Source organism: Stenotrophomonas sp. AGC87 (genome assembly GCF_057333975.1).
In genome coordinates, this window is sequence record NZ_JBHFHW010000043.1 from 12,499 (window position 1) to 38,871 (window position 26,373).

The 26,373-nt window shown below is 67.3% G+C and carries 19 protein-coding genes; 10 read left to right on the forward strand and 9 right to left on the reverse strand.

The genetic code is table 11. The annotated features are described in order from the left end of the window. Positions 1-29: 29 nt before the first annotated feature. On the reverse strand, positions 30-1,196 hold the full coding sequence (locus ACE026_RS19150) for an OprO/OprP family phosphate-selective porin (protein WP_486040431.1): 1,167 nt from the start codon (positions 1,194-1,196) through the stop codon (positions 30-32). 261 nt (positions 1,197-1,457) lie between these two features. Between ACE026_RS19150 and ACE026_RS19155 the strand changes: the two genes are divergently transcribed. Beyond that, positions 1,458-2,807: a dicarboxylate/amino acid:cation symporter gene (locus ACE026_RS19155; protein WP_121039654.1), complete on the forward strand. Its 1,350-nt coding sequence runs from the start codon at positions 1,458-1,460 to the stop codon at positions 2,805-2,807. Between the two features lie 199 nt (positions 2,808-3,006). Next, entirely contained in the window at positions 3,007-5,298 is a 2,292-nt protein-coding gene (locus ACE026_RS19160; protein WP_486040432.1) for an NADP-dependent malic enzyme, read from the forward strand. A 485-nt stretch (positions 5,299-5,783) separates the two neighbouring features. Here ACE026_RS19160 and ACE026_RS19165 read toward each other — a convergent pair whose 3' ends face one another. Both ACE026_RS19165 and ACE026_RS19170 read right to left on the reverse strand, forming a co-directional pair. Beyond that, the gene (locus ACE026_RS19165; protein ID WP_486040433.1) at positions 5,784-6,482 is read right to left on the reverse strand and encodes a basic secretory protein-like protein; all 699 of its coding nucleotides are present in this window, start codon (positions 6,480-6,482) and stop codon (positions 5,784-5,786) included. Continuing rightward, positions 6,479-9,829 carry a GH92 family glycosyl hydrolase gene (locus ACE026_RS19170; protein WP_486040435.1) on the reverse strand — a complete coding sequence of 1,117 codons (3,351 nt, stop codon included), beginning with the start codon at positions 9,827-9,829 and terminating at the stop codon, positions 6,479-6,481. Before ACE026_RS19170 ends, ACE026_RS19165 begins: the two co-directional genes overlap by 4 nt. Before the next feature lie 387 nt (positions 9,830-10,216). Here ACE026_RS19170 and ACE026_RS19175 point away from each other — a divergent pair, with 387 nt between their 5' ends. From ACE026_RS19175 to ACE026_RS19190, 4 genes are all read left to right on the forward strand, one after another. Beyond that, positions 10,217-10,414 carry a zinc-finger domain-containing protein gene (locus ACE026_RS19175; RefSeq protein ID WP_019183790.1) on the forward strand — a complete coding sequence of 66 codons (198 nt, stop codon included), beginning with the start codon at positions 10,217-10,219 and terminating at the stop codon, positions 10,412-10,414. A gap of 15 nt (positions 10,415-10,429) precedes the next feature. Further along, entirely contained in the window at positions 10,430-11,542 is a 1,113-nt protein-coding gene (locus ACE026_RS19180) for a glycosyltransferase (RefSeq protein ID WP_486040437.1), read from the forward strand. Then, entirely contained in the window at positions 11,523-12,845 is a 1,323-nt protein-coding gene (locus tag ACE026_RS19185; protein WP_486040608.1) for an O-antigen ligase family protein, read from the forward strand. Before ACE026_RS19180 ends, ACE026_RS19185 begins: the two co-directional genes overlap by 20 nt. A 107-nt stretch (positions 12,846-12,952) precedes the next feature. Next, positions 12,953-13,408 carry an REP-associated tyrosine transposase gene (locus ACE026_RS19190; RefSeq protein WP_486040439.1) on the forward strand — a complete coding sequence of 152 codons (456 nt, stop codon included), beginning with the start codon at positions 12,953-12,955 and terminating at the stop codon, positions 13,406-13,408. Positions 13,409-13,504: 96 nt separating this feature from the next. Here the strand turns inward: ACE026_RS19190 and ACE026_RS19195 are convergent, their stop codons facing one another. Next, positions 13,505-14,425: an LpxL/LpxP family Kdo(2)-lipid IV(A) lauroyl/palmitoleoyl acyltransferase gene (locus ACE026_RS19195; RefSeq protein WP_486040440.1), complete on the reverse strand. Its 921-nt coding sequence runs from the start codon at positions 14,423-14,425 to the stop codon at positions 13,505-13,507. Positions 14,426-14,520: 95 nt separating this feature from the next. Between ACE026_RS19195 and waaA the strand changes: the two genes are divergently transcribed. Next, a complete protein-coding gene (gene waaA / locus ACE026_RS19200; RefSeq protein WP_486040441.1) occupies positions 14,521-15,819 on the forward strand; it encodes a lipid IV(A) 3-deoxy-D-manno-octulosonic acid transferase in 1,299 nt (432 codons plus the stop codon). A 48-nt stretch (positions 15,820-15,867) separates the two neighbouring features. Here the strand turns inward: waaA and mgtE are convergent, their stop codons facing one another. From mgtE to ACE026_RS19225, 5 genes are all read right to left on the reverse strand, one after another. Next, on the reverse strand, positions 15,868-17,250 hold the full coding sequence (gene mgtE, locus ACE026_RS19205) for a magnesium transporter (protein WP_486040442.1): 1,383 nt from the start codon (positions 17,248-17,250) through the stop codon (positions 15,868-15,870). Positions 17,251-17,406: 156 nt separating this feature from the next. Beyond that, positions 17,407-18,075 (reverse strand): hypothetical protein, encoded by a 669-nt coding sequence (locus tag ACE026_RS19210; protein ID WP_486040443.1) that lies wholly within the window; start codon positions 18,073-18,075, stop codon positions 17,407-17,409. Between the two features lie 458 nt (positions 18,076-18,533). Then, on the reverse strand, positions 18,534-19,895 hold the full coding sequence (locus ACE026_RS19215) for a TolC family outer membrane protein (RefSeq protein ID WP_486040444.1): 1,362 nt from the start codon (positions 19,893-19,895) through the stop codon (positions 18,534-18,536). 16 nt (positions 19,896-19,911) lie between these two features. After that, complete coding sequence (locus ACE026_RS19220; protein ID WP_486040445.1) at positions 19,912-20,559, reverse strand: protein-L-isoaspartate O-methyltransferase family protein; 648 nt, start codon at positions 20,557-20,559, stop codon at positions 19,912-19,914. 131 nt (positions 20,560-20,690) lie between these two features. Continuing rightward, the gene (locus ACE026_RS19225; RefSeq protein WP_486040446.1) at positions 20,691-21,356 is read right to left on the reverse strand and encodes a TetR/AcrR family transcriptional regulator; all 666 of its coding nucleotides are present in this window, start codon (positions 21,354-21,356) and stop codon (positions 20,691-20,693) included. 122 nt (positions 21,357-21,478) lie between these two features. Between ACE026_RS19225 and ACE026_RS19230 the strand changes: the two genes are divergently transcribed. From ACE026_RS19230 to ACE026_RS19240, 3 genes are all read left to right on the forward strand, one after another. Further along, positions 21,479-22,624: an efflux RND transporter periplasmic adaptor subunit gene (locus ACE026_RS19230; protein ID WP_486040447.1), complete on the forward strand. Its 1,146-nt coding sequence runs from the start codon at positions 21,479-21,481 to the stop codon at positions 22,622-22,624. Positions 22,625-22,628: 4 nt separating this feature from the next. Continuing rightward, entirely contained in the window at positions 22,629-25,799 is a 3,171-nt protein-coding gene (locus ACE026_RS19235) for an efflux RND transporter permease subunit (RefSeq protein ID WP_486040448.1), read from the forward strand. Between the two features lie 86 nt (positions 25,800-25,885). Further along, positions 25,886-26,278, forward strand: coding sequence for a hypothetical protein (locus ACE026_RS19240; RefSeq protein ID WP_486040449.1), 393 nt, complete (start codon positions 25,886-25,888; stop codon positions 26,276-26,278). Positions 26,279-26,373 lie beyond the last annotated feature (95 nt).

Here is a 26,373-nt window from a genome sequence, read left to right on the forward strand (position 1 = left end):
CGCGCGTCCCCCCCCCCCCCCGGGCGGGCTCAGAAGTGCATCTGCGCACGCAGTTCGAAGATCTCCGGCTGGCTGCGCACGCCGCGACGGCTGGCGTCGACCTTGACGTAGTTCGCCTGGAACTTGAAGTGCGAGGTCAGGTACCAGTTGGCGCCGATGGTCCAATCATGCTGGCGGCCGCCGAACACGTCGGCATCGTCCAGATCGATACGGCTGTAGCGGGTCACCAGCTCCACCGCGCCGTAGTCGTGGGCCGGTTTGACGTTGGCCACCGCACCGGCGTTGTACGGGCGCGATTCGCCGGTCAGGATCCAGCTGGCCATCGCGTACTGGCCGTTGCCGGTGTAATCCGGCTTGCCGTCACGGCTGACCGTGGTCTGCAGTGCTTCGCCCTGCAGCGAGAACGGGCCGCGGATCCAGATGCCTTCCAGACCGGTACGGACGATCTTGTCGGCGGTGGTCAGTGCGCCGGAGTCGACCAGGCGGATATCGGTCAGGCCGGCTTCCGGGCGCGCGCGCAGGCGGGCACTGGCCGGGTGCGAAACATCGCGGCCATCGCGGTAGCCGCGCGGGTTTTCCTGCGAATAGGCCAGGCCCAGGTGGACGACGTCGCCGGCGGCCTTGACCGGGGTCCACACCGCACGTACCGCCTGGGTGGTGCCGGGGTTGTCGCCCTGCAGGTCCTTGCCGCCATAGGCGCCGGCCTGCAGCAGGTACTGCGGGCGCTCCAGCACCCATTCGGCACCGGTGCGGCGGCCTTCGTAGAACGCCTGCACGGGCAGGGCGGTCTCCAGGAAGCTGCCGGCGCGCGAGGAGGTGCCGGCATCCAGGCCGACCGGCGTCTTCATGTAGCCGAAGCGGAAGCGGCCGATGTCGCTGCCGAAGAAGGCCTTGCTTTCGAAGCGGACGAACACATCCAGCCAGGTGTCGGCCTGGAAATCGTAATAGACCATGGCGTCGTACACGCCCTTCTTCTTCAGGGTCGCGCCGAATTCCTTGCGGCGCACGGCGTCGGCATCGTCGATGCCACTGCCGCCGGAGAAGTCGTTGAGGTCGTAGGCAATGTTGGCAGTGGCTGCCAGCTCGGTACCGTCACTGAAGGTGGTCTTGGTCGGCCAGTTGTCCCAGTCGGCCGCGGTGGCGGCGAGCGGGGCGGTGGTCAGGGCCAGGGCGATGAACAGGGGCGTAGGGCGCATGGGCGGTAGCTGCTAGATAAGGGTGGGGCAGAACAACAACGGCCGCGGACGGCAAATCTGTGGGTCTCTCCCCCTGATCCGCTGCCGGGCCACCCGCCGCCGTGGGGGCGCGGTGCAGGGGCAGTGTAGGCAGTCCGGCCAGCTGAACCGGGGGGCTAGTACCAATAGGTTATCTGCGTTGGCGAGATGCGGGCGTAAAAAGGCCACGCCAGATGCCGCCCAGCGCGGCCGGCATCCTTCGTGACACTGCCGGAGCTTTCCATGCACGTTCCCACCACCGCCCCGCTGGCGGCCAAGCCGCTGCCGTTCTACCGCCAACTGTATTTCCAGGTGGTGGTGGCGATCGTTCTCGGTGCCATCCTCGGCCATTACGAGCCGGCCTTCGCCGAATCACTCAAGCCGCTGGGCGACGCCTTCATCAAGCTGGTGAAGATGATCATCGCCCCGGTGATCTTCCTGACCATCGTCACCGGCATCGCCGGCATGACCCACCTGCGCACCGTGGGCCGGGTCTTCGCCAAATCGATGGCCTATTTCCTGTTCTTCTCCACGCTGGCCCTGATCGTGGGCATGGTGGTGGCGCACGTGGTGCAGCCGGGCGCGGGGATGAACATCAACCCGGCTGATCTGGACCAGACCGCGGTCAACGGCTATGTGCAGAAGTCGCATGAGCTGACCCTGGTCGGCTTCGCGCTGGACATCATCCCGGCCACCCTGGTCAGCGCCTTCGTCGAAGGCAACATCCTGCAGGTGCTGTTCGTGGCGGTGCTGTTCGGCATCGCGCTGGCCCTGACCGGCGCCAAGGGCCGCCCGGTGCTGACCTTCCTGGAAGCGCTGACCGCCCCGGTGTTCCGCTTGGTCCACATCCTGATGAAGGCCGCCCCGATCGGTGCGTTCGGCGCGATCGCCTTCACCATCGGCAAGTACGGGGTCGGCTCGCTGGTCAACCTGGCCTGGCTGGTCGGCTCGTTCTACCTGACCGCTTTCCTGTTCGTGGCGGTGATCCTGGGCGTGGTCTGCCGCCTGTGCGGGTTCTCGGTGTTCAAGCTGGCGCGGTACCTCAAGGCCGAGCTGCTGCTGGTGCTGGGTACCTCCTCCTCGGAATCGGCGCTGCCCTCGCTGATGGAGAAGATGGAAAAGGCCGGCTGCAGCAAGTCCGTGGTGGGCCTGGTGGTCCCGACCGGGTACTCGTTCAACCTGGACGGCACCAACATCTACATGACCCTGGCGGCGCTGTTCATCGCCCAGGCGACCAACACCGAACTGACCCTGGGCCACCAGATCGCCCTGCTGCTGGTGGCGATGCTCAGCTCCAAGGGCGCCGCCGGCGTCACTGGTGCCGGCTTCATCACCCTGGCTGCGACCCTGGCGGTGGTGCCGGAAGTGCCGGTGGCCGGCATGGCGCTGATCCTGGGCGTGGACCGCTTCATGAGCGAATGCCGCTCGCTGACCAACTTCATCGGCAATGCCGTGGCCACCGTGGTGGTCTCGCGCTGGGAAAACGCGCTGGATCGCGACCGCCTGGCGATGGTGCTGGACGGCCGCGAAGCCGAGCTGCCGCCGCTGGTCGTCGCCGACCTGCCGGACACGCTGCCGGCCCCGGCGCATTGAGCCCGATGACCTGATTGTGTGGTGCATGGTCGTGCCGTTCCTGCCGGGGCGTCACGGCCATGTTTTATTTTGAAGGCCCGGTGCGCGGCGCTGGAATATGTGCGGTTGCAGCATGACCGCGACAGCGTAGCGACAGGTCCGTCCACGCCAACGGGGGTATGATCCCCTGTTCCTCTCGCCCATTCATCTGCAGAAAGCGATGTCCAACGAAGATTTCAAACAGGCTGCCCTCGATTACCACCGCATGTCGCCGCCGGGCAAGATCCGCGTCGCAGCGACCAAGCCGATGCTGACCCAGCGCGATCTGTCGTTGGCATACTCGCCGGGCGTGGCACATGCCTGCGAAGCGATCATGGCCGACCCGCAGCAGGCCAGCGAACTCACCGCCCGCGGCAACCTGGTCGCCGTGATCTCCAACGGCACCGCCGTGCTGGGCCTGGGCAACATCGGTCCGCTGGCCGGCAAGCCGGTGATGGAAGGCAAGGGCGTGCTGTTCCAGAAGTTCGCCGGCATCGATGTGTTCGACATCGAGATCGATGAGAACGACCCGGACAAGCTGGTCGACATCATCGCCTCGCTGGAACCGACCTTCGGCGGCATCAACCTGGAAGACATCAAGGCGCCGGAATGCTTCATCGTGGAGCGCAAGCTGCGCGAGCGCATGAACATCCCGGTGTTCCATGACGACCAGCACGGCACCGCGATCATCGTCGGCGCGGCCGTGATCAACGCCATGCTCGTCACCGGCAAGAAGATCGAAGACGTGAAGCTGGCCACCACCGGCATGGGCGCAGCGGGTATCTCCTGCGTCAACATGCTGGTCTCGCTGGGCCTGAAGAAAGAGAACATCCTGGCCTTCGACCGCGACGGCGTGATCCACACCGGCCGCACCGATCTGGACCCGGAGAAGGCGCGTTACGCGCGTGATACCGACAAGCGCACGCTGGCCGAGATCGTCGATGGTGCGGACATCTTCCTGGGCCTGTCGGCCCCGGGCATCCTGACCGCGGACATGGTCAAGACCATGGCCAAGGATCCGGTGATCTTCGCGCTCGCCAACCCGACGCCGGAAATCATGCCGGAAGTGGCCCGTTCGGTCCGCCCGGACGCACTGATCGGTACCGGTCGTTCGGACTACCCGAACCAGATCAACAACGTGCTGTGCTTCCCGTACCTGTTCCGCGGTGCGCTGGACGTCGGCGCGACCGCGATCAACGAAGAAATGAAGATCGCCTGCGTGCACGCGATCGCCGCGATGGCACGCCGCGAGGCCAGCGACCTGGGCTCGGCCTATGGCGATGAGACCCCGAGCTTCGGCCGTGACTACCTGATCCCGCGTCCGTTCGATCGCCGCCTGCTGGTGGAGCTGTCGGCTGCCGTGGCGCAGGCCGCGATGGATTCGGGCGTAGCCACCCGTCCGGTCGCCGATATGGGCGCCTACCGCGAGAAGCTGGCCCAGTTCGTCTACCGCACCAGCCTGATGATGAAGCCGGTCTACGACCGCGCCCGCTCGGACAAGCAACGCGTGGTGTACGCCGAAGGCGAGGAAGAAGTGGTGCTGCGCGCTGTGCAGAACGTGGTCGATGAAGGCCTGGCGCAGCCGATCCTGATCGGCCGTCCGGACGTGATCGAATCGCGTGTGGAGCGCCTGGGCCTGCGCATGAAGGCCGGTGTCGATTTCGACATCACCAACATCAACGACGATCCGCGTTTCAACGAGTACTGGCAGTACTACCACAACCTCACCGGCCGTCGCGGTGTGACCGTGGCCGCAGCCAAGAACCTGATGCGCTCCCGCCCGACCCTGATCGCGGCCGTGATGGTGGCGCGTGGCGAAGCCGATGCGATGCTGACCGGCGTGGTCGGCCGCTTCCACAAGAAGCTCGGCTACGTGCGCAGCGTGCTGCCGCTGGAAGCCAAGGTGACCTCCACCTCGGCGATGACCGGCGTGATCAACCAGCAGGGCGTGTTCTTCTTCGTGGATACGCACGTGCAGGAAGACCCGACCGCCGAGCAGATCACTGAAGCCACGCTGCAGGCGGCGTACCGCATGAAGCTGTTCGGCATCGAACCGAAGGTGGCGCTGCTGTCGCACTCCAACTTCGGCAGCCACGACTCCAAGGACGCGCTGAAGATGCGGGCGGTCCGCGAGATGCTGCTCAAGCGCAACCCGCGCTTGAATGTGGATGGCGAAATGCAGGGGGATACCGCATGGGATGAAGCCCTGCGCCAGAAGCTGCTGCCCAACAGCACGCTGAAGGGCCGTGCCAACCTGTTCGTGCTGCCCAACCTGGAAGCGGCCAACATCGCCTACAACCTGGTGCGCGTGTTCACCGACGGCGTGGCGATCGGCCCGATCCTGATGGGCGTGGCCAAGCCGGTGCACATCCTGACCACCAGCGCGACCTCGCGCCGTGTGCTCAACATGACCGCCATCGCGGCCGTGGATGCGCAGATCCGCAAGCAACTGGAGGCGGAGAAGAACGCGTAAAGCGTTCTTCGCCTCTCAGTTGCCAGAACGCGCCCTTCGGGGCGCGTTCTGGTTTCGGGCAGCGAAACCGGTAGCTGCCGACCGTGGGTCGGCAGGCCCTGTTTGCCTTCGGCCTGAGTCGTTGTGGCGTGTGTATCTGCCACACGCGGGCCGCACAGCCGTCACCACCCTGCAACCTCCCAAGCGCCCAATACCCCCACGCGGCCCGGCCGTGGCGGCGCTCCGGTGGGGGCGTCGCCACCCTGGGCCCGACCAGATCCTCCACGATCAGCCACGGGAACGGTGTCATGCGCCATCAACGCACGAAGCGGTATTTCCAGCAGTTGTTCGCGCTGTACGCCGGCTTGGTCGGCGCGCGCTGAAGACGGTGCCGATGGCACCGGTAGTGCCGGCCGCTGGCCGGCTCCTGGCAGACGCCGACCCGTCACCTGTAGTGCCGGCCGCTGGCCGGCTCCTGGCAGACGCCGACCGGCCACCGGCAGTAATCAGCGTGTCTGCACGTACTGCGCCCACAAGGCCGGCAACGCCACGCCGCTGAGGGTTTCCCACAGCGCCGGCGTATAGCGGCCCTCACGGAGGGCAGCATCAAGCGCCTTCACCAGCCCGGGGTGCTGCGCCTCGCTCCACGCCAGGAACGCACCGGTGACCCGGTAGCCGGTATCGAAGTTCTGCTCCGGTTTGACCTGTGTCGGCAGTGCCCAGCCCGCCCCGGCGTTGTCCTTGCCGTAGCGGTGGCGGGCGTAATCGGCGATGCCTTCCACCAGCCAGCCCGGCACACGCGCATTGGCGTACTCCGGGTAGCCCTGCACGATGTGCATCGCCTCATGCGTGACCAGATCGATGTCGCCCGGGTGCTTGGCCAGCCAGGCCGGATTGATCGTGATCGTTGCCGCCTGCGCCTTCTCGCCGACGAAGGCGATGCCGTCGTACGCCGGGTCGATGACGATGCCGACCTGCGTCGGTGCGGCCGGATGGAAATCGGCGCGCTCGCGCAGATACGCGCCGAAGAAGGTTTCGATGATCCGCTCCCGGACCGGCGCGGCCAGCGCATCGCTGGCGTCGCGGTAGTGCAGGGTCACGCCCTCGCGGGTCTGCGTGGTCTCGAATGCGTGCGCATCGGCGAGCCCGGCGGTGACGAGCAGGGCGGTCAGCAGGCCGCGGGTGATCGGCAGGGCAGTCCTCATCGCGCCGCCGCCGGTGCGAGCAGTTCGACTTCCGCCAGTTGCAGGCGACCCGGTGCACCGATGCGCAGCCGGTATTCGGCGTAGCGGCCCGGCTGGGCGATGCGGAACGGTCGGGTCTGCATGGCCCAGGCAAAGGCTTCGCCACGGCGCTGGTCGACCTGCACCCAGCGCCCCCCGGTGGTGCGTGCCTCCAGCGTCCACTCGCCACCGCGGATCGGGCCGTTGCCACTGGTCAACGTGTACATCGACGGCGTACCCGCTGCGACATTGCTGAAGGTGATGGTGCTCGAGCCGCCCAACGGCAGTGCCGTGGCCGCATCATCATCGATCAGCGCGGCGGCCGCGCGGCCATCGCCGAGCTGGGCGGTCGCGCCGTTGCCAAGAAGATCATGCAGCAGGGCCGGCTGCTGGCCGCGCGCAGTGAGCGAGCGCGGCGCATCGTCCGGGCCGGTGCCCCAGCGCGAGGGTTCCGGGCCCATGACGAAGTCCAGCGTGGCGCCCTTGGCCAGCAACTCGTGCGGCAGCCAGGTCTTGGTCCACGGGATGCCGTTGACCTTCAGCGACTGCACGTAGATGTTGCGGTCCGAGTTTTCCGGCGCGTTGACGGTCAGCACCGCGCCGCCCTGCAGCGCCACGCGGGCATGGCGGAACAGCGGCGAGCCGATCACGTACTCCGGTGCGCCCATGCGCAGCGGGTAGATGCCCAGCGAGGCGAACAGGTACCACGCCGAGGTCTCACCGTTGTCCTCATCGCCCGGGTAGCCCTGGCCGATCTCGCTGCCCAGGTACAGGCGCGAGAGGATCTCGCGCACATGCTGCTGGGTCTTCCACGGCTGTCCGGCATACAGGTACATCCACGGGATGTGGTGCGCCGGCTGGTTGCTGTGCGCGTACATGCCCATGCGCACATCGCGTGCTTCGGTCATCTCGTGGATGGTGCCGCCGTAGGAGCCTGCAAACGCCGCATCGGCGGTTTCCGGCGTGGCGAAGAAAGTGTCCAGCTTGGCCGCCAGCTGTTCACGGCCGCCGTACAGCGCCGCCAGGCCTTCGCCGTCGTGCGCGGCGGTGAAGGCGAAGGTCCAGCCGTTGGATTCGGTGTAGTCATGGCCCCACACGCGCGGGTCGTAGTCGTTCGCATCCAGGCGCCAGCTGCCATCCGGTTTGCGGCCCTGGAAGAAGCCTGCGCCGGGATCGAACAACGTGGCGTAGGTGCCCGCGCGGTGATGGAAGTAGTCGGCCTCGGTGGCATAGCGTTCGCGCGCGGCCGGCGTATCGGCCTGTTTGGCCAGGACCTCGGCCATGTTGGCCACACCGAAATCGTTGAGTGCGCCTTCCATCGTCCACGACATGCCCTCGTGCACATCGGCGGTGGCATAGCCACGGAACGTGGAACGGTCCATGCCCTTGCGCCCGACATGGCGGTCCGGCGGCACCACGGTCGCGTTCTTCAGTGCGGCAGCGTAGGCCTCCTGCGGGTCGAAGCCACCGATGCCCTTCAGCCACGCATCGGCGAAGGCCACGTCCGAACTGGTGCCCACCATCAGGTCGGCATAGCCGGGCGAGGACCAGCGGGCGACCCAGCCCCCGGCGCGGTACTGCTCCAGGAAGCCCTGCACCAGCGCGCCGGCATCGTCCTTGGTGAACAGCGCATAGGCCGGCCAGGTGGTGCGGAAGGTATCCCAGAAGCCGTTGTTGACGTACACCTTGCCGTCGCGCACCGGTGCGAAGCTGCGCGTGGCGCTGCCGTCGGTGTTCTCATCCGAGGCGCTGGCCTGGCTGGCATAGCGCCACTCCGGTGCAGACACCGTGCCGGCGTTCTCGTGCCCGGAATTGGGATAGAGGTAGAGCCGGTACAGGTTGGAGTACAGGGTGGTCTTCTGGTCGTCGCTGGCATCACCCACGTCGAAACGGGCCAGGCGCTGGTCCCACGCCTCCTGTGCACGCGCGGCCACGCGGTCCACATCGTCGGCAGCGGCTACTTCAAGCGCGAGGTTGTGGCGCGCCTGCTCGACCGAGATCAGCGAGGTGGCGATACGCATCGAGACGCGGCGGTCGGCACCGGCATCGAACTTGATGTAGCCGGTCGGGCGGCCGGTCTTCACCGTGCCGCTGCTGCGCCACGGGCGGTCGAAGCTGGCCACCACATACATGCGCGTGGCGCCGGTGGACAGGCCACTGCGGGTGTCGGTGTAGCCGGTCAGCGTCTGCGTCGCTGCATCCAGGGTCAGCCCGCCGCGCGCGTCGACGTTGTCGAACAGCAGGTTGGCGTCCGCCCCTTCCGGAAACTCGAAGCGGAAGATCGCGGCATGGTCGGTCGGTGCGATCGAGGCGGCGATGCCGTTGTCGAAGCGCACGTCGTAGCGGTACGGGCGGGCCTGCTCGTTGTCGCGCGAGAAGCTCAGCGCACGCTTGCTGCGGTCGGCCTCGGGCACGCCACGGCTCGCCGATGGCATCACCTGGAAGGTCTGGCGGTCACCCATCCACGGGCTGGGCTGGTGGCTCAGCGCCAGCGCCTGCAGGGCAGGGCGGTTGGCTGCGTCGTTCTGTTCGTTCCAGCGGTACAGCCATGTCAGCGAGCCGGCATCGGTCACCGGCGTCCAGAAGTTGAAGCCGTGCGGCACGGCGGTGGCCGGGAAATTGTTGCCGCGCGAGAAGGTGCCATTGGCCTGCGTGCCGCGGGTGGTCAGCACCCAGTCCGAGGGGCGCTGCGGCGCGCGGCGCGGCTGCGCGTCCAGGCGGACATCGTCGATCCAACCGGCGACCGGGGCGCCGTCGGCGCTGGCGACCTCCAGCTCCAGTGCGACCACGCGGCGCCCGCGCAGGGCGGGGGTATCGCCCAGGCGCACGGCTTTGCGCGCCCACTGCTGCGGGTACAGGGTCTTCGAGTCGCCCTGCGCGCGGGCGCCCAGTGCCACACCGTGATGATCGCGCGCAGCGCTGGCCGAGACCCGGGTGCCGTCGTCGAGCACCAGATCGAGCGAGACGTAGGTCGAGGCGACGGTGTCCTTGCCGACGATCTCGGGCAGCACCAGCCAGGACAGGGTGGTATCGCCCTCGATGGCCAGGTCGGTCGTGAACAGCAGGCGGCGCGCTTGGCCGCCGGCACTGGCGTAGTGCAGCGCATGCAGGCCGCTGTAGCCGACGCCGGGCTTGGCGGCATAGGGCGCCGCCGGCCCGGTGCCGATCCTCACCTGCAGCGCGCCGTCACTAGCGGCCGGGGCGGGCTGACCCGGCTCGAACGAGGTCTGCAGGCCTTGGGCGGCAGCCGGCAGGGCGATCGAGGCGCAGGCCAGGGCCAAGGCGAGGGGGAGGGCACGGCGGGCGGGGCGCAGGTCGGACAGGGTCATGCAAGGGTCTCCCGGGAAGGGCAGGCGGCAGGCAGGACCCGCATCGATGGCCACGGCGGACGGCGTCGCCCCAGCCATCGGCAGACGGCAGGAAAGAGGCGATGCATGTCCGGTGGGGGTCGGGCAGGCGATCGGGTCGATGATCGGTACCCGGACGATCCTGCATCACGACAACTGGCCCTGACAAGTGAAATTAGTTCGATCTAAATCCGGCAAATTCGTTTCAACGCGCGTTATTGACAATGAATTTGGATCGATTAAAAACACCGGTGGCCACTACGCTGACGTGACCGGCTCCGCGCCGTGCCCCGCCGGGGTGCGGCGGCCTTCCACGGCCGCCAGATGCTAGAATCGGCGGTCTCGCAACCCCCTTTGTGTGTCCACGCCATGAGCCATACCGCCACCGCGCCCGCCAATGCCGAGAAGCGTTACACCGTGCACCGCAGCGACCTGCCGCTGAGCTGCCCGACGCCGGAAATGGCGCTGTGGAACTCGCACCCGCGCGTGTACCTGCCGATCGAAGACGAGCCCAACTGCGAGGCCGCGTGCCCGTACTGCGGCGCCGTGTTCGTGCTCGCCGACTGATCCGCGGGCCACACTGTGCGCCGACTGACCGTGGTGCAGCTGCTGCCGGCGCTGCACTCCGGCGGGGTCGAACGCTCCACCCTTGAGATCGCCTCCGCCCTGGTGGCCGCCGGCCACCGGGCCATCGTCGTATCCGCTGGTGGGCGCCTGGTCGAGCCGTTGCTCGCCAGTGGCGCCGAACACCTGACCCTGGATATCGGCCGCAAATCGCTGCTGACGCTGCGCCATGTGCTCACCCTGCGCAACCTGTTCAACGAGGTGGGCGCGGACATCGTGCATGCGCGCTCGCGGTTGCCGGCCTGGCTGGGCCTGTACGCCGTGCGTAACCTGCCGGCGGCCACCCGCCCGCACTGGGTTACCACCGTGCACGGGCTCAACTCGCCCGGCCGCTACAGCGCGGTGATGACCAGCGGCGAGCGCGTGATCTGCGTGTCCAACAGCGTGCGTGAGTTCGTGCGCACGCACTACCCCAGCGTGCCGGCCGAGCGCCTGCAGGTGATACCCCGTGGTGTCGATGTCGCGCAGTTCCCGCGCGTGGGCCGGCAGGATCGGCGTGCGCGCCTGGCCGTGGCCGAGCAGCATCCCGCGCTGGCCGGCGATGCACCGTTGCTGTTGCTGCCGGGCCGTGGCACCCGCCTGAAAGGGCATCGCCACGCCCTGAGCCTGCTCGCCGGGCTGCACGCTGCCGGCGTGCCGGCTACGCTGTGGATGCCAGGCACGCGCGAGCCGGGCCGCGAATCCTATGTCGCCGAACTGGAGAGGCAGGCGCGCAGCCTTGGTGTGTTCGATGCGGTGCTGATGACCGCGCCGACCTCGCGCATCGCGCAGGCCTATGCGGCCAGTGATCTGGTGCTGCAGCTCTCGGACAAGGCCGAAGCGTTTGGCCGGACCGTGGTCGAAGCGCTGTCGGTGGGCCGCCCCGTGCTGGGCTGGAACCATGGCGGCGTCGGCGAGTTGTTGACTCAGCTGCAACCCTCCGGCGCGGTACCCTTGGGCGACGCCGATGCACTGCTGGCGCGCGCGCAGCAGTTGCTGCTGCAGCCGCCCTCATTGCCGACGCGGATCCCGTTTACCTTGCAGGCCATGCAGCGTGACACGCTCCAGCTCTATACCTCCCTCATCGGCTGAGCCCACCGTCGTTCCCGGTTCGCCGGGCTCCCGCGCGGGCCGCTGGGCCCCGTGGTGGGTGATTGCGTTCGTCGCGTTGTGGCCGCTGCCCGGCATCGCCGAGGGCGTGCTGGTGCTCGGCGCGCTGTACGCGGCGGTGCGCATGGTGCAGCTGCGCCTGCAGGGCAAGCAACGTCTGCTCAGCAGCCCGGCCTGGGCGCTGACCAGCATCCTGTTTCTCGGTTACTGGTTGCCGCAGGCATTTTCCGCCTTCGATGCGATCGACCCCGGTACGGCATGGCGCAAGGCTGCCGCCGGCCTGCGCTATCTGCCGTTCATGTGGCTGGTGGCCATTGCCGTGGCGACCCCGCAGCGGCGTGCGCTGACGCTGGGCGGGCTGGCGGTGATCACCGGGCTGTGGACGGTGGATGCGCTGGCACAGGCGATCGTCGGCAGCAGCCCGCTGTTCTGGTCGATGGATCAGCTCAAGTGGGCGATCAGTGGCCATGGGTTGTGCTCACCGCAGGAGATGGCGGCGGTGGATCGCCTCAGCGGCGTGCTCGGCCCGTGCAACCTCAAATTCGGCCAGGTGCTGGCCAGCCTCTCGCCGTTCCTGTTGTTCGCGGCCTCACGGCGTGCCGGCATTCTCGGCTGGTCACTGGTGGCCGCCGCGGTGGGGGTCGTGCTGGTCTTGGCCGGTTCGCGCGCGGCGTGGCTGACCTATGCCCTGGTGCTGGTGTTCTCCGGCTGGCGGCTGGTGGGCGTGCGCGGGCTGCTGGCCTGCGTTGCGGTCGGCGCGGTGGCGGCGGTCGTCCTCACCGTCAGCGTGCCCCAGGTCGGTGACCGGGTCGCGCGCACCGCCATGGCGTGGGAAGGCGAGAACGACGGCGTCAATCAGGCCTTGTCCGGCCGCGCCCAGATCTGGGCCGCAGCCACCTGCATGATCGAACAACACCCGATCAATGGTGTCGGTGCACGTGGTTTCCGCGACGCTTACCCGGCGTGCAATCCGGACCCGACCGCCCAGGAAGTGTGGGGCGCCGGCCCAGCACTGCACGCGCACCAGATCGTGCTCGAGATCCTTGCCGAAACCGGCCTCCTCGGCCTGCTGCTGTGGTTGGCGGCCGTGGCCCAGGCGTGGCGGGCGTGGCGTTTTGCCCCCCCCGAGGCCCGCGAGCGCGCGCGCCCGGCGATGCTCGCGCTGGCGGTGACGGTGTTCCCGCTCAATACCCATCTGGCGTTCTACTCGACCTTCTGGGGCGGCCTCACGCTGCTGCTGGCCGCGCTGTATGCGGGGAGTCTGTTGGCACGCGACGACGGGTAGAGCCACGCCATGCGTGGCTGCTTGTGGCCCGGGCATGGGGACATACCGACGCACACGTGCGCCATCCACCGATGGGCTCCACGCCCCGGCCGACGCACCCTCGTGCGATGGCCAGCCCACGCCTCCAACGCGGCCGATACTCGCATCCAGGGTATTGCTACGCGCTCACCACCACCACGCACGGCAGGCGGAAATGGTTCGAGGATCCCCTCAATGCAGAGGTAATCATCGACACGCTGCGTTACATGGATCGTTGCGGGGTCAGTTGCACGTTAGCTTGGGTGGTAATGCCGGACCACGTGCATTGGTTGATCCAACTGCGGCAAGGCACCTTGGCTCGCTGCATGCTGCTGTTCAAATCACGCAGCAGCCGAGTGTTGAATGAGCGTCTGCAGCGAACGGGGAAGCTCTGGCAGCACGGGTACTTCGACCACGCCGTGAGAAATGAGGAATCCTTGCGCCGGCACGCGCTGTACATCCTCGCCAACCCGATACGTGCGGGATTGGCCAGTGCGTTGGGGGAGTACCCGCACGCTTGGTCGCGGTGGCCCATGGACGCGTAGAGCCGCCTCATGGGTGGCTGTTCGCGGTCTGGCATCATGCAGCCACCCATGGGGTGGCCCTACCGAGGGGGGCGTGCAGCCACCCATGGAGTGGCGTTACCGGTAGTAATCGCTCCGCCCACCGGGCTGGCGCTTGAACCGGCGGTGGATCCACAGGTACTGGTCCGGCGCCTCGCGCACCATGGCCTCGATGGCCTGGTTGACGCGGGCGGTATCGGCCTCGACATCCTCGCTGGGGAAATTCTCCAGCGGTGCGCCGATCTTCAGGAAATACTTCCCGCCTTCGCGACGGTGGAAATACGGGATCACCGCACAGCCGGTCATCCGCGCCAGCTGGTGGGTGGCGGTGATGGTCGAGGCGGTGTGGCCGAAGAACGGCACGAACACCGTGTCCTTGCCGCGCATGTCCTGGTCCGGGGCATACCAGAGGAAGCCGCCCTTCTTCAGGTGCCGCACGGTGGCGCGGATATCCTCGTTGGCGTACATCGCCTTGGCGTAGCGCAGGCGGCCGAACTTCACCGCCCACTCGTAGACCGGGTTGCGGTGCTTGCGGTACATGCCGGACAGCTCCACGTGGTCGCACAGCAGGCGGCCGCACATCTCCAGTGTCATGAAGTGGCCCGAGACCAGCAGCACGCCGCGCCCTTCGGCCTGCATGCGGTGCAGGTGCTCCAGCCCTTCGATCTGCACCTGCGGGCGGATGCTGTCGATGCTGCCCCACCAGGCCCGCGCGAATTCGAATATGCCCACGCCCAGTGCGTCGAAGCTGTCGCGGAGCAGACGTTGGCGCCACGCGTCGTCCTTCTCCGGGAAGCACAGCTTCAGGTTGACCTCGGCGGCGCGCCGGCGGCTGCTGGCCAGCCGGTAGGCGACCGTGCCGACGCCACGGCCGAGCGCGCGCTGCAGCATCCACGGCAGGCGGGCGATCGCGAAGGCGAGCAGCATGAAGGCGAAGGTCGGCCAGTGGCGCGGATTGCGCAGGGACGGCCGGGTGGCGGTGGAAGCGTTATCGGACATGCCTCGATTCTAATGGATGCGCCCGGATGCGTCCCGCCGCGGCCATCACGGCGGCGCGGCGTGTCTTCCCCGCGCCGCTCCCGTATCCTTTGCGCATGCGTAAAAGCCCTGTCGAATGGATCCTGCGCGGCCTGTACTCGGCCGTGCTGTACCTGCTGTTGCCGATCACCGTGTACCACCTGGTCTGGCGGGGCTTCCGGGTGCGCGAGTACTTCCAGCGCTGGGATGAGCGCTATGCCTCCTATCCGCACTCCAGCGGCCAGCCGCGGGTGTGGCTGCACGCGGTCTCGGTGGGCGAGGTGAATGCCGCCGCGCCGCTGGTGAATGCCCTGCGCGCACTGCGCCCGGACATCCGCTGGGTGATCACCACGATCACCCCGACCGGCTCCGAACGGGTCCGCGCGCTGTGGGGCGATGCGGTCGACCACGTGTACCTGCCGTACGACGTGCCAGGCAGCGTCGGCCGTTTCCTGGGGCACTTCAAGCCCAGCCTGGCGCTGATCCTGGAAACCGAGCTGTGGCCGAACCTGCTGTTCGGCTGCCGCGACCGCCGGATCCCGGTCTACATTCTCAATGCCCGGCTGTCGGCGCGCTCGCTGCGTGGCTATCGGCTGCTGCGGCCGCTGATCGGCCGCGCACTGCGCACCGTCACCTGCGTGGCCGCACAGTCGGCTGATGATGCCGAGCGCTTCATCCAGCTCGGGGCGCGTCCGGACCAGGTGCAGCCGCTGGGCAATCTGAAATTCGATATCGCCACGCCGAACGTGCAGGACTTCATCGCGCGCTTCCATGATCTGGTGCCCGCCACGCGCCCGGTCTGGATCGCCGCCAGCACGCACGAGGGCGAAGAGCAGGCCACCGTCGATCTGCACCGCCGCCTGCGCGAGGCGATGCCGGGGGTGCTGCTGTTGTGGGCGCCGCGGCATCCCGAGCGGTTCCCGCGGGTGGAAGCACTGGCCCGCGAGCAGGGCTGGAAGGTCGCCACACGCCGCCAGCAGCAGTGGCCGCAGGCCGATACGGATGTGTTCGTGATCGACACACTCGGCGAGCTGATGTCGTTCTACGGCTGCGCGCAGGTGGCCTTCGTCGGGGGCAGCCTGCAGGCCATCGGCGGGCACAACCTGCTCGAGCCGGCGGCGATGGGCACGGCCGCTGTCACCGGCCCGCACCTGCACAACTTCGCCGAGATTTCCCGGCGCATGCGCGAAGCCGGTGCGGTGGTGATCGCCGAGGATGCCAACGGTGTCGGCGATGCACTGCTGACCCTGCTGCGCGATCCGCAGGCACGCGAAGACATGGCCCGCGCGGGGTGTGCACTGGTGAGCAACGGCCGTGGCGCGTTGAAGCGCACCGTGGCCCTGATCGCCCCGCAGCTGCCGCCGCCGGTGGCGTGATCGCGGCCCGCCTGGCCGCCACGCGCGGCGACCAGGCCTGCCGATCCATCAGCCCGCGGCGATCAGCAGATCGCCCAGGAAGGCGTACGCAAACCCGAAGTAGATGAACACGCCGATCAGATCCATGACCGAGGTGATCATCGGTGCCGACAGCGTGGCCGGATCCGCCCCGATGCGGCGTGCGGCGAACGGCAGCAACGCACCGATGATGCCGCCGAGCGCGGTGCACACCAGCATGCTCGAGCCCACCACCAGCAGCACGTCCATGCCCACCCCCTTGCTGAAGTACGCCAGGATCGCTTCGAGCACGGCAATGGTGATGCCCAGTCCCGCCGCCACCGGCAGTTCGCGCTGGATCACGAACCACACGTCGCGCCAGCTCAGTTTCAGCTCCCCCAACGCCATGCTGCGGATCACCAGCGTGGCCGACTGGCTGCCGGTGTTGCCGCCCATGTCCACGATCGGGGCGATGAAGGCGGCCAGCACGATCACCTGCGACAGCAGCTCCTCCTGCGCGGCGACAAACGTGCTGGTGACGATGCCGAAGCAGGTCAGGATCGCCAGCCAGAACACGCGCACCCGGAACATCTGCTTCAGCGGCGTGCTGCGCACATCAAGATCGTTCCCGTTTCCGCTGACCGTGCCGCCAAAGCGTGCCAGCTGCGAGGCATCCTGTTCCTTCTCGATGTCCATCGCATCGTCCACGGTGACGATGCCGATCATGCGATCCCCGCCATTGGTGACCGGCAGCGCGAGCAGATCGTAGCGACGGATCAGCTCGGCGGCCTGCAGCCTGGGCCAGTGTGCCTTCGCGGCGACCGGCTGCTCATGCATGATCGAGGCGACCGTGCGGTTCTCGTTGGCCAACACCAGATCACGCAGTGCCACCGTGCCGCGCAGCCGCAGCGTGTGGTCGAGCACGAACAGGATGTTCACCGTCTCGCTGTGCAGCGCAGTGGCGCGGATATGTGCCAGCGCCTGCGCCACGGTCATCTCCGGTGACACCCAGACATAATCGGACGTCGTCGCCGAGCCGACCGTGCCCTCGGGATAGGACGCCATCTTGAGGATGTCGTCGCGCTCGACTTTGGTCAGTGCCGGCAGCAGTTTCTGCTTGGCATCATCGCCGAGCCGGTTGTACAGATCGGCGCGGTCATCGGAGGGCATGTGTTCGAACAGCTGCACCACCGCCTCGCGCGGCATCGCGGCCAGCAGCTGATCCTGGCGTATCTCGGTGAAGTGAGCGAACAGCTCGGCGCGTGCCTGCGGGTCGAGCATCATCAGCAAGGGGAGTGTCTTGTCCACGCTCAGCGCGTCGAGCGCATCGACGAGGTCGGAGGGATGCGTGGTGGCGGCGATGCTGACAAAGCCGGCCGCATCGAGGGAGAGCGAGAGGGTGCGGATCGAGAACAGGAGGTCTTCGCGGTTCATGGTGGTTCTCCAGCAAAAAGCAGCGCAGTGCGCTGAGGTACACAAGGCCGGCGCACGGTCAGGGCTCGAGCGCGGCAGGTATCGGTGGGTGCATGGGCTGTGTGCGGACGTGCACGCGGCCCGGTCGGTCGGTGCCGTCAGGCGGCACGCAGGGCGTTACGGTGCAGAGGCCAGGTTGAAGCCGAGGGTGATCCAGTGGGCGTCGCGCTGGTGATGCACACGACCGGCCAGCAGATCTACGCTGGCGCCGCGCCAGAGTTGGTGGCGCACACCGAACTGACTGCTGCGCTGGCGGGTGGCATCACGCGCGGTTTCGGCCAGCAGCGACCAATGCGGCGCCGTGACGATTTCCAGGCCGATGCCATCGGTGCGGCCGCGGCTGCCTTCCGTGCGGGCCCAGCCCAGGTTGAGGTGCAGCAGGGTGCGATCGTTGGCGCCGAGTGCAATGGTCAGCGGCGCGTTGACGCCCCAGTCATCGCTGCGCAGGCGGTGCCAGTCGCTGCCTACGCCCGCACTGAGCGCCAGGCCCCAACGGCGTTGGTCGATGTCGCGCAGCACACGTTTGGCACCCAGTGCCCATTGCGTGGACGAGGCAGCATGTTGATGGCTCAGGCCGAGCGACCACTCTGTATCGGCGATGGTGCAGGCCGGCACGGCCGTCCATTCGTTGCCGGCATCGGTATGGCGGCCCCAGCTTTCCAGCTGGCAGCGACCGGCATCGGTGATCGAGGCGTCATCCACCATCAGGCTGGCGGCGGCGCGGGTGTCGAACGGAAGCATCGCCACAGCCACGAGCGGCAGGGCGAACACACGGGAAACGTGCATGGGCAATCTCCAGGCAAACGGAAACGCCAGCGGCACCCTTCTTGGGGTCGGTGGAACGGCGATACGGATGATGCGAGGCGGGCGAGCGTGTCAGCTGCGCCGGTGGGCCCCGTCCTGTGCGGACGGAACCGACCTTGGGGTCAGTGGGTCCGTCGGCTCAGGAGCAGCAACGAGATCGACTATGACTGTCCAAGGAGGGGGCCTCTGGAGGGAAAGGGAAGGTGGTGCGGGGCGGACCATAGTCGGCCTATGCCGAGGGGTCAAGCCATTTTCAACGACACGTACCGGACTGTGGACCGGTTCACGGTGGAGACTGTGCGCGGGTAGGCATTACGCGATGAAATCGCCGCGGCAGTGATCGCGTGTGTGATGCACGCGTGGTGTCGGAATCAACAACGTGCACGCATAAAAAAACCACCCGCATGCGGGTGGTTTTCTGTCACGCCCTGCGCCGTCGATCAGTTGACGGTGGTGCTCGGCGTGGCCGCCTTCTGGGTCAGCAGGCGGTTGATGTCCTGCAGTTCGGCGATGTCCAGCGTGCCGACGGCCTGGCCCAGCTGCAGGCGGTTCTGCAGGAAGGTGTAGCGGGCGTTGGCGTAGTCCAGCTGCGCGGAGAACAGGATGCGCTGGTTCTGGATCACGTCCAGCACGGTACGCGTACCGACTTCCAGGCCGACCTGCGAGGCGTCATAGGCGCTCTGTGCCGACACGACGGCCAGACGACGCGCTTCCACTTCGCTGATGCCGGCCACCAGGGTCTGGTAGGCGTTACGGGTGTTGCGGTCCAGAGCGCGTTTCTGCTGCTCGTAGCCATCCTGGGCGATGTCACGCTGTGCCAGCGCCTGGCGCACGCCGGACTGGGTAGCACCGCCGGAGAAGATCGGCACGTTGAGGGTCAGGCCGACGCTGTTGGTGCGGCGGTCCGGGCTGAAGCTGCCGCTGTCGCCGACCACATCGCCCCAACTGGCCGACTTGCCGGCGGTGGCGCCCAGCGAGAGGGTCGGGTAGTGCGCGCCGCGGGCGGCCGAGACGCCGGATTCGGCGGCGTTGACCTTCAGTTCTTGCGCCTTCAGTGCCGGGTTCTGTGCCACGGCCTCGTTCACCAGCGTATCGATGGTGGCGTACTTGGCCGGCAGCTCCGGACGGAAATCGGCCGGCAGGGCGCGCAGGTCGGTGACCGGCTGGCCGGTCAGCTCGGTCAGCGCCTGGTAGGCGTCGGCCAAGGTGTTCTGCGCGATGATCGTGTTGGCGCGCGCCTGATCGTACTGGGCACGGGCTTCGTGCACGTCGGTGATCGGGGCCAGGCCCACTTCCAGACGCTTGTCGGCGAAGTCGAACTGCTTCTTGGCAGCGGCTTCGTTGGTCTGCGCAGCCGACAGCGATTCAATGCCCACCAGCACGTTGAAGTACGCCGCCGAGGTGCGCACGATCAGGTCGTCGTTGGCCGAATCCAGGGTGAAGTCGGCCGCCTTGCTGAGCTCGCGCTGCGAACGCAGGTTGGCGAACTGGGTGAAGTTGAAGACCGTCTGGCTGCCGTTGATCGTGTAGTTCCGGCTCTTGCTGGTGAACGAGCTGGAGGTCAGATCATGGTTCGGGTTGGTGCGGCTGCGGTTGAGCGAGGCCTCGCCGTTGAGTTGCGGCAGCAGGGCGGCACGCGCCTGCACAGCGCCTTCCTTGTCGTACAGACGGGTCGACTCGGCAGCCGACAGCTGCGGATCGCCGTTGCGCGCCATTTCGTAAACCTGCAGCAGGTCGGCGGCAGAGGCGGTCATCGGCAGCAGGGCGGCGGCCAGCGCAAGGGCGAGGGATCGGCGGATCATTGCGGCTTCCTTGGACTCAGAGTTGGAACTGGGGTGCCGGGGCGGCACCGCGCAGGTAATCGATATCGGTTTCGAACAGCGATTCAGTGGTGCCGTCCGCCTTGACCAGCACCGCTTCCATGACCGGCGACCGGCCACGGATCACGAACAGTCGACCGCCGGGACGCAGCCACTGGGCGAAACGTGACGGGATGACATCCACCGCGCCGGTGACGCAGATCGCATCGAAGCGGCGCTCGGTGTTCCAGGTCAGGGCGTCGGCGGTTTCGATGCGGACGTTGTTGCCCAGGCCGGCAGCGTCCAGACGCGCGCGGGCGGTGGTGGCCAGGTCGGCATCGATTTCCAGGCTCAGCACTTCGCGGGCCAGTTCGCCCATGCAGGCGCTCAGGTAGCCGCTGCCGGTGCCGATTTCCAGGACTTCATCGCCCGGCTGCAGATCCAGCGCCTGCAGCGTGCGGCCTTCGATGACCGGCTTCATCATCTTCTGGCCGTTGCCCAGCGGCAGCTCGATATCAGCGTAAGCCAGAGCCCGGTGCGATTCAGCGACGAACGCCTCCCGCGGCAAGCGTGCCAGTACATCGAGCACGCGGATTTCCAGCACATCCCAGGGGCGGATCTGCTGTTCAACCATCAGTTCGCGGGCGTGGGAGTAATCGATCGTCATGAGGTTCTATATCCAGCGCAGTGGGCCGGCCATTTTACCGGTGCCGGGAGCCGGCGGCGCGCTGAGAGCATCGCTGCCGTCGCGCCGGGGTCGCAGTGCCGGAAGTCACCGCGACCTCCGGTCCATTCAGTTTAGTGCCGCCGGGCATACGCCCGCAGGAAAAAGTCGACGCTGGCGCACACGTGGGCGTCGGCATCGCACTCGGCCGGGGCCGGCCGCAACCCGCACATCATATGCGTATGCAGCTCACCCTTGATCAAGGTCAGGAACTGGAGGGCGGCGGTCTGGAAGTCGGTGATCTCCAGTTCGCCACGGGCGGCCCGGGCACGCAGGAATTCCCCCAGCGCATCGGTGGTCCGTTGCGGGCCGGCCAGCCAGAACATTTCGCGGATCCGGTCATCGGTATCGGGCGACATCATCACCCGCTGCACGGCGACGGCCGCATCGGAGGTGATCAGGCTGAAGAAGGCGTGGCCGATGCCCATCAGCTGATCGCGCAGCGGGCCCTCGATGTCGGTGACGAACAGCTCATCGGGCAGCATCTCGACACATTTGGACTGCACAGCTTCGGTGAAAAGGGTCTCTTTGTCGCCGAAATGGCTGTAAACGGTCAGCTTCGATACGCCGGCCTGGGCGGCGATGCTGTCCATGCTCACCCCGTTGTAGCCCTGGTCGACGAACAGCGATTTGGCGGCTTCCAGAATGGCCGCGCGCTTGCCCAGATCCTTCGGGCGCCCCGGCCCGGCGGCCTTGGCGGCCGGCTTGGAAGGCGATGTGGAGGAGGTCGGATCAGTCATCCAATCAATACTAGACCAATCGGTTCGATATTTATACTATACCGGCTGGTTCAATATTGAAGCGGCTGGAACAGTGTGTCTCCAGCGGCTTTTTCCGGGTTACTTTTCAGGTCCAGGACCTCATGAAAAACATGCGATGGATGGGTGGTGGGTTGCTGGCGATCGCGCTGGCAGCATGTGGCAAGCAGGACGCCGAGCCGGTCGCGCCGATTCCGGTGCTGGTGGTCCACGCCGGCACCGTGGCTGGCCAGGAAGTGGCTGCCTATCCCGGTGAGATCCGGGCCCGCGAGGAGAGCCCGCTGTCGTTCCGTGTCGGGGGCAACCTGATCAAGCGCCATGTCGATGCCGGCCAGCGCGTGCGCAAGGGCCAGCTGCTGGCCGAGCTGGATGCTGCCGACTACGCCTCCCAGGCCAGCGCCTCGCAGGCCCAGCTGGCCGCTGCCGAAGCCGATCTGATCCGCGCACGCGATGACCAGAAGCGCTACGCCACGCTGGCCGAGCAGCAACTGGTCAGCCAGTCCGCACTCGACAGCCAGACCGCGGCTTTCAAGGCGGCCCAGGGCCAGGCCAATGCCGCCCGCGCCAATCTGGCCGTGGCCCGCAACCAGGCCGAGTACGCGCAGTTGCGTGCGCCCGCCGATGGCGTGATCGCCAGCCGCCAGGCCGAAGCCGGGCAGGTGGTCAGCGCCGGGCAGACCGTGTTCACCCTGGCCGCCGATGGCGGCCGCGAAGTCGTGATCGCGCTGCCGGAAAGCAACATCCGCGATTACCAGGTGGGCCAGCCGGTGCAGGTGGAACTGTGGAACCGGCCGGGCCAGCTGCTGGCCGGCACGATCCGTGAGATCGCCCCGGCCGCCGATGCCCAGGGGCGTACCTATGCCACCCGCGTCAGCCTCGCCCCGGAAGCCTTGACCGAGGTCGAGCTGGGCCAGAGCGCGCGCGTGTTCGCTGCGGCCGGCCGCCAGGGCACCCTGCAGTTGCCGTTGGCGGCGGTGCAGCGCGGCGCCGATGGGCGCAGCAGCGTGTGGGTGGTCGATCCGGCCAAGCGCGCGTTGAAAGCCACGCCGGTGACGGTTGGGGCGTATGGCGTTGAATCCGTTCCGGTGCTGAGCGGGGTGAACGCGAACGACTGGGTGGTGGCTGCCGGCGGCCATCTGCTGCGCGAGGGCCAGCCGGTGACCGCGGTGGATCGCCAGAACCGCCCGGTGCTGGCACCGGCAGCCAAGCCTGCCGCCGCCGCCGCGCCTGCCACCGGCAAGGGAAACTGATCCCGTGCGCCGCTTCAATCTCTCCGAATGGGCGCTGGGCAACCGGCCACTGGTGCTGTTTGCGATGCTCGCCTTCGCGATCATCGGCGCGTGGTCGTACAAGCACCTGGGCCAGTCCGAAGATCCACCGTTCACCTTCAAGGTGATGGTGGTGCGCACGAACTGGCCCGGCGCGACCGCCGAACAGGTCTCACGCCAGGTCACTGAGCCGATCGAGAAGGCACTGCTGAACACCGGGCAGTACGAGTTCATCCGTTCCTACTCGCGCCCGGGCGAATCGCAGGTGATCTTCGTGGCGCGCGACAGCCTGCGCTCCAAGGCGATTCCCGACCTGTGGTACCAGGTGCGCAAGCGCGTGGGCGACATCAAGCCGACCCTGCCGCGCGAAATCGTCGGCCCGTTCTTCAACGACGAGTTCGGCGATACCTTCGGCAACATCTACGCGTTGACCGGGCAGGGCTTCGACTACGCGGTGATGCGCGACTACGCCGACCGCATCCAGCTGGAACTGCAGCGCGTGCCCGATGTGGGCAAGATCGAGCTGGAAGGCCTGCAGGATGAAAAGGTCTGGATCGAGCTGTCCAACACCAAGCTGGCCACGCTGGGCGTGTCGCTGCAGCAGGTGCAGCAGGCATTGGCCGACCAGAATGCCATTGCCGCCACCAGCTTCTTTGAAACCCCGACCGACCGCGTGCAGCTGCGCGTCACCGGCCAGTTCAAGAGCGTGGAGGATATCCGCAGCTTCCCGATCCAGGCTGGCGACCGCACCGTGCACCTGGGCGACATCGCCGAGATCAAGCGCGGTTTTGCCGATCCGGCGTCGCCGAAGATGCGCTTCATGGGCGAAGACGCCATCGGCATTGCGGTGGCGATGAAAGACGGCGGCGACATCCTCAAGCTGGGCAGTACGCTGGATGCCGAGTTCGAACGCCTGCAGAAGACGCTGCCGGCCGGCATGCAGCTGCGCAAGGTCTCCGACCAGCCGCATGCGGTGGAAGAGTCCGTCGGCGAGTTCGTGCAGGTGCTCACCGAAGCGGTGGTGATCGTGCTGCTGGTGAGCTTCTTCTCGCTCGGCCTGCGCACCGGCCTGGTGGTGGGCGTGACGATTCCGTTGGTGCTGGCGATGACCTTCTTCGTCATGCATTACTTCGGCATCGGCCTGCACAAGATTTCCCTCGGCGCGCTGGTGCTGGCGCTGGGTCTGCTGGTGGACGATGCGATCATCGCGGTGGAGATGATGGCCACCAAGATGGAGCAGGGCTACGACCGCCTGCGCGCGGCCAGCTTTGCGTGGGAGTCGACCGCCTTCCCGATGCTGACCGGTACGCTGATCACCGCGGCCGGCTTCCTGCCGATCGCCACGGCCGCCTCCAGCACGGGCGAATACACCCGCTCGCTGTTCCAGGTGGTGACCATCGCGCTGGTGGTGTCGTGGATCGCCGCGGTGCTGTTCATTCCGTACCTGGGCGACAAGATGTTGCCGGACCTGTTCAACCCGCAGCCGCCCAAGCCGGACAGCCTGGCGGGGCGCTGGCACGCCCGTCGCCTCCGGTGGGCCGACCGCCATCCCGCGTTCGCGCGCTGGATCGCGCCGAAGGTGCATGCGCACGATCACGATCCGTACCAGCGTCCGTTCTACGTGCGCTTCCGCAGGTTCCTTGATGTGTGCCTGCGCCATCGCTGGTGGGTGATCGCCGCCACGGCCGCGCTGTTCGTGTTCTCGCTGCTGATCTTCCGCTTCGTGCCCCAGCAGTTCTTCCCGGATTCGACCCGCCCGGAACTGATGGTGGACATCGAACTGGCCGAGGGTGCCTCGTTGCAGGCGACCCAGGCGCAGGCGACCAAGCTGGAAAAGCTGCTCAAGGACCGCGAAGGCATCAGCAATTACGTGGCCTACGTGGGCACCGGCTCGCCGCGCTTCTATCTGCCGTTGGACCAGCAGCTGCCGGCCACCAACTTCTCGCAGTTCGTGGTGCTGACTGAAGATGCCAAAGCGCGCGAAGCGACCCGCGACTGGCTGCTCAAGGACGTGATTCCGCAGTTCCCGGACGTGCAGATGCGCGTGACCCGCCTGGAGAACGGCCCGCCGGTCGGCTACCCGGTGCAGATGCGCATCTCCGGCGAGCATATCGAGCAGGTGCAGGCCATCGCACGGCAGGTGGAAGCCAAGGTGCGCGCAAACCCGCACGTGATGAACGTCAACCTGGATTGGAGCGAGCCGAGCAAGGTGGTCCGGCTGGTGATCGACCAGGACCGTGCACGCGCGTTGGGTGTGAGCAGCGCGCAGGTGAGCCAGCTGCTGGGCACCTCGTTGTCGGGCATGAGCGTGAGCACCTACCGGGAAGGCAACCGCCTGATCGAGATGCTGCTGCGTGGCCCGGACAACGAACGTGTGCGGCTGGACATGCTGGGCAGCCTGGCCATTCCGACCGCCAGCGGCACCTCGGTGACGCTGTCGCAGGTGGCGCGCCTGGAGTACGTGTTCGAGGACGGCATCATCTGGCACCGCAACCGCCTGCCGACGGTGACCGTGCGCGCCGACATTGCCGACGCCAAGCAGCCGCTGGACGTGGTGCAGCAGATCCTGCCGACGCTGGAGGGTATCCGTGCCCAGCTGCCGTCCGGCTACCTGCTGGAAACCGGCGGTACGGTGGAGGATTCCACCCGTGGCCAGGACTCGATCAAGGCCGGCATGCCGCTGTTCCTTATCGTGGTGGCGACCTTGCTGATGCTGCAGCTGCGCAGCTTCTCGCGTGCGGCGATGGTGCTGGTCACCGCACCGCTGGGCATCATCGGCGCGACCCTGTTCCTGCTGCTGTTCCGCGCGCCGTTCGGCTTCGTGGCGCTGCTGGGGACGATCGCGCTGGCCGGCATGATCATGCGCAACTCGGTGATCCTGATCGATCAGATCCAGCAGGATATCGACGCTGGGCATGACCGCTGGCACGCGATCATCGACGCCACCGTGCGCCGCTTCCGCCCGATCGTGCTGACCGCGCTGGCGGCGGTGCTGGCGATGATTCCGCTGTCGCGCAGTGCCTTCTACGGTTCGATGGCGATCTCGATCATGGGTGGCCTGATCGTCGGCACCGTGCTGACGCTGGTGTTCCTGCCGGCGCTGTATGCGGCATGGTTCCGGGTGAAGCCGGACGAGGCCAAGACCAGCGAAGGCTGAGGACCAATGAGGCCGGCCGATGGCCGGCTTCATTCTTTCAGTGCGACGCGAATGCCTGTCGTCTTCGCGGTGCCTGCAAGCGCACAATGCACACCGGATTTCTTCGGTCGCGCATGATGCCTTCACGTTCCTCTTCTCGGTTCGCCACTGCGGCGGCGATCGTTCTGCTGATGGTTTCCACATTGCCAGCGCAGGCGAACCCCGCTGCCAGTTTCCAGCACGATCTCGTCGAGCTGCTGGAGTGCCGTGCCTCACCGGCAACGATGCAGGCGGTGACGACCGCGTTGCGTGGCGCACGGTATGGCACGCCGCAGGAACGACCGGCCCATCTGCAGGGCTGGAGCTTCACGCGCAGCGGTGACGAGGAGCACACGACGACCCTCATCGACATGCCGGACGCGTTGACCGTGCACGGCATCACAACGCACCGCGTGGTGGCGGATGACATGGGTTTCTCGATTCCCGTCGATGCCGGGTAGCGTGCGCGCCTCGTCAGCGGGAACGGGCTGCGGATGCGGTCGAGTAGCCTGCGTGAGCCATTCCAGGTCTGGGCGCCAACAGCGGCATCCCGCGC

Bases quoted from the DNA above. Each gene is read 5' to 3' on its own strand.
- ACE026_RS19155 (WP_121039654.1), top strand. From the start codon at position 1,458: ATGCACGTTCCCACCACCGCCCCGCTGGCGGCCAAGCCGCTGCCGTTC.
- ACE026_RS19175 (WP_019183790.1), top strand. From the start codon at position 10,217: ATGAGCCATACCGCCACCGCGCCCGCCAATGCCGAGAAGCGTTACACC.
- ACE026_RS19215 (WP_486040444.1), bottom strand. From the start codon at position 19,895: ATGATCCGCCGATCCCTCGCCCTTGCGCTGGCCGCCGCCCTGCTGCCG.
- ACE026_RS19210 (WP_486040443.1), bottom strand. From the start codon at position 18,075: ATGCACGTTTCCCGTGTGTTCGCCCTGCCGCTCGTGGCTGTGGCGATG.
- ACE026_RS19195 (WP_486040440.1), bottom strand. From the start codon at position 14,425: ATGTCCGATAACGCTTCCACCGCCACCCGGCCGTCCCTGCGCAATCCG.
- ACE026_RS19220 (WP_486040445.1), bottom strand. From the start codon at position 20,559: ATGACGATCGATTACTCCCACGCCCGCGAACTGATGGTTGAACAGCAG.
- ACE026_RS19160 (WP_486040432.1), top strand. From the start codon at position 3,007: ATGTCCAACGAAGATTTCAAACAGGCTGCCCTCGATTACCACCGCATG.
- ACE026_RS19240 (WP_486040449.1), top strand. From the start codon at position 25,886: ATGCACACCGGATTTCTTCGGTCGCGCATGATGCCTTCACGTTCCTCT.
- waaA (WP_486040441.1), top strand. From the start codon at position 14,521: ATGCGTAAAAGCCCTGTCGAATGGATCCTGCGCGGCCTGTACTCGGCC.
- ACE026_RS19230 (WP_486040447.1), top strand. From the start codon at position 21,479: ATGAAAAACATGCGATGGATGGGTGGTGGGTTGCTGGCGATCGCGCTG.
- ACE026_RS19225 (WP_486040446.1), bottom strand. From the start codon at position 21,356: ATGACTGATCCGACCTCCTCCACATCGCCTTCCAAGCCGGCCGCCAAG.
- ACE026_RS19165 (WP_486040433.1), bottom strand. From the start codon at position 6,482: ATGAGGACTGCCCTGCCGATCACCCGCGGCCTGCTGACCGCCCTGCTC.
- ACE026_RS19170 (WP_486040435.1), bottom strand. From the start codon at position 9,829: ATGACCCTGTCCGACCTGCGCCCCGCCCGCCGTGCCCTCCCCCTCGCC.
- ACE026_RS19190 (WP_486040439.1), top strand. From the start codon at position 12,953: ATGGCCAGCCCACGCCTCCAACGCGGCCGATACTCGCATCCAGGGTAT.
- mgtE (WP_486040442.1), bottom strand. From the start codon at position 17,250: ATGAACCGCGAAGACCTCCTGTTCTCGATCCGCACCCTCTCGCTCTCC.
- ACE026_RS19150 (WP_486040431.1), bottom strand. From the start codon at position 1,196: ATGCGCCCTACGCCCCTGTTCATCGCCCTGGCCCTGACCACCGCCCCG.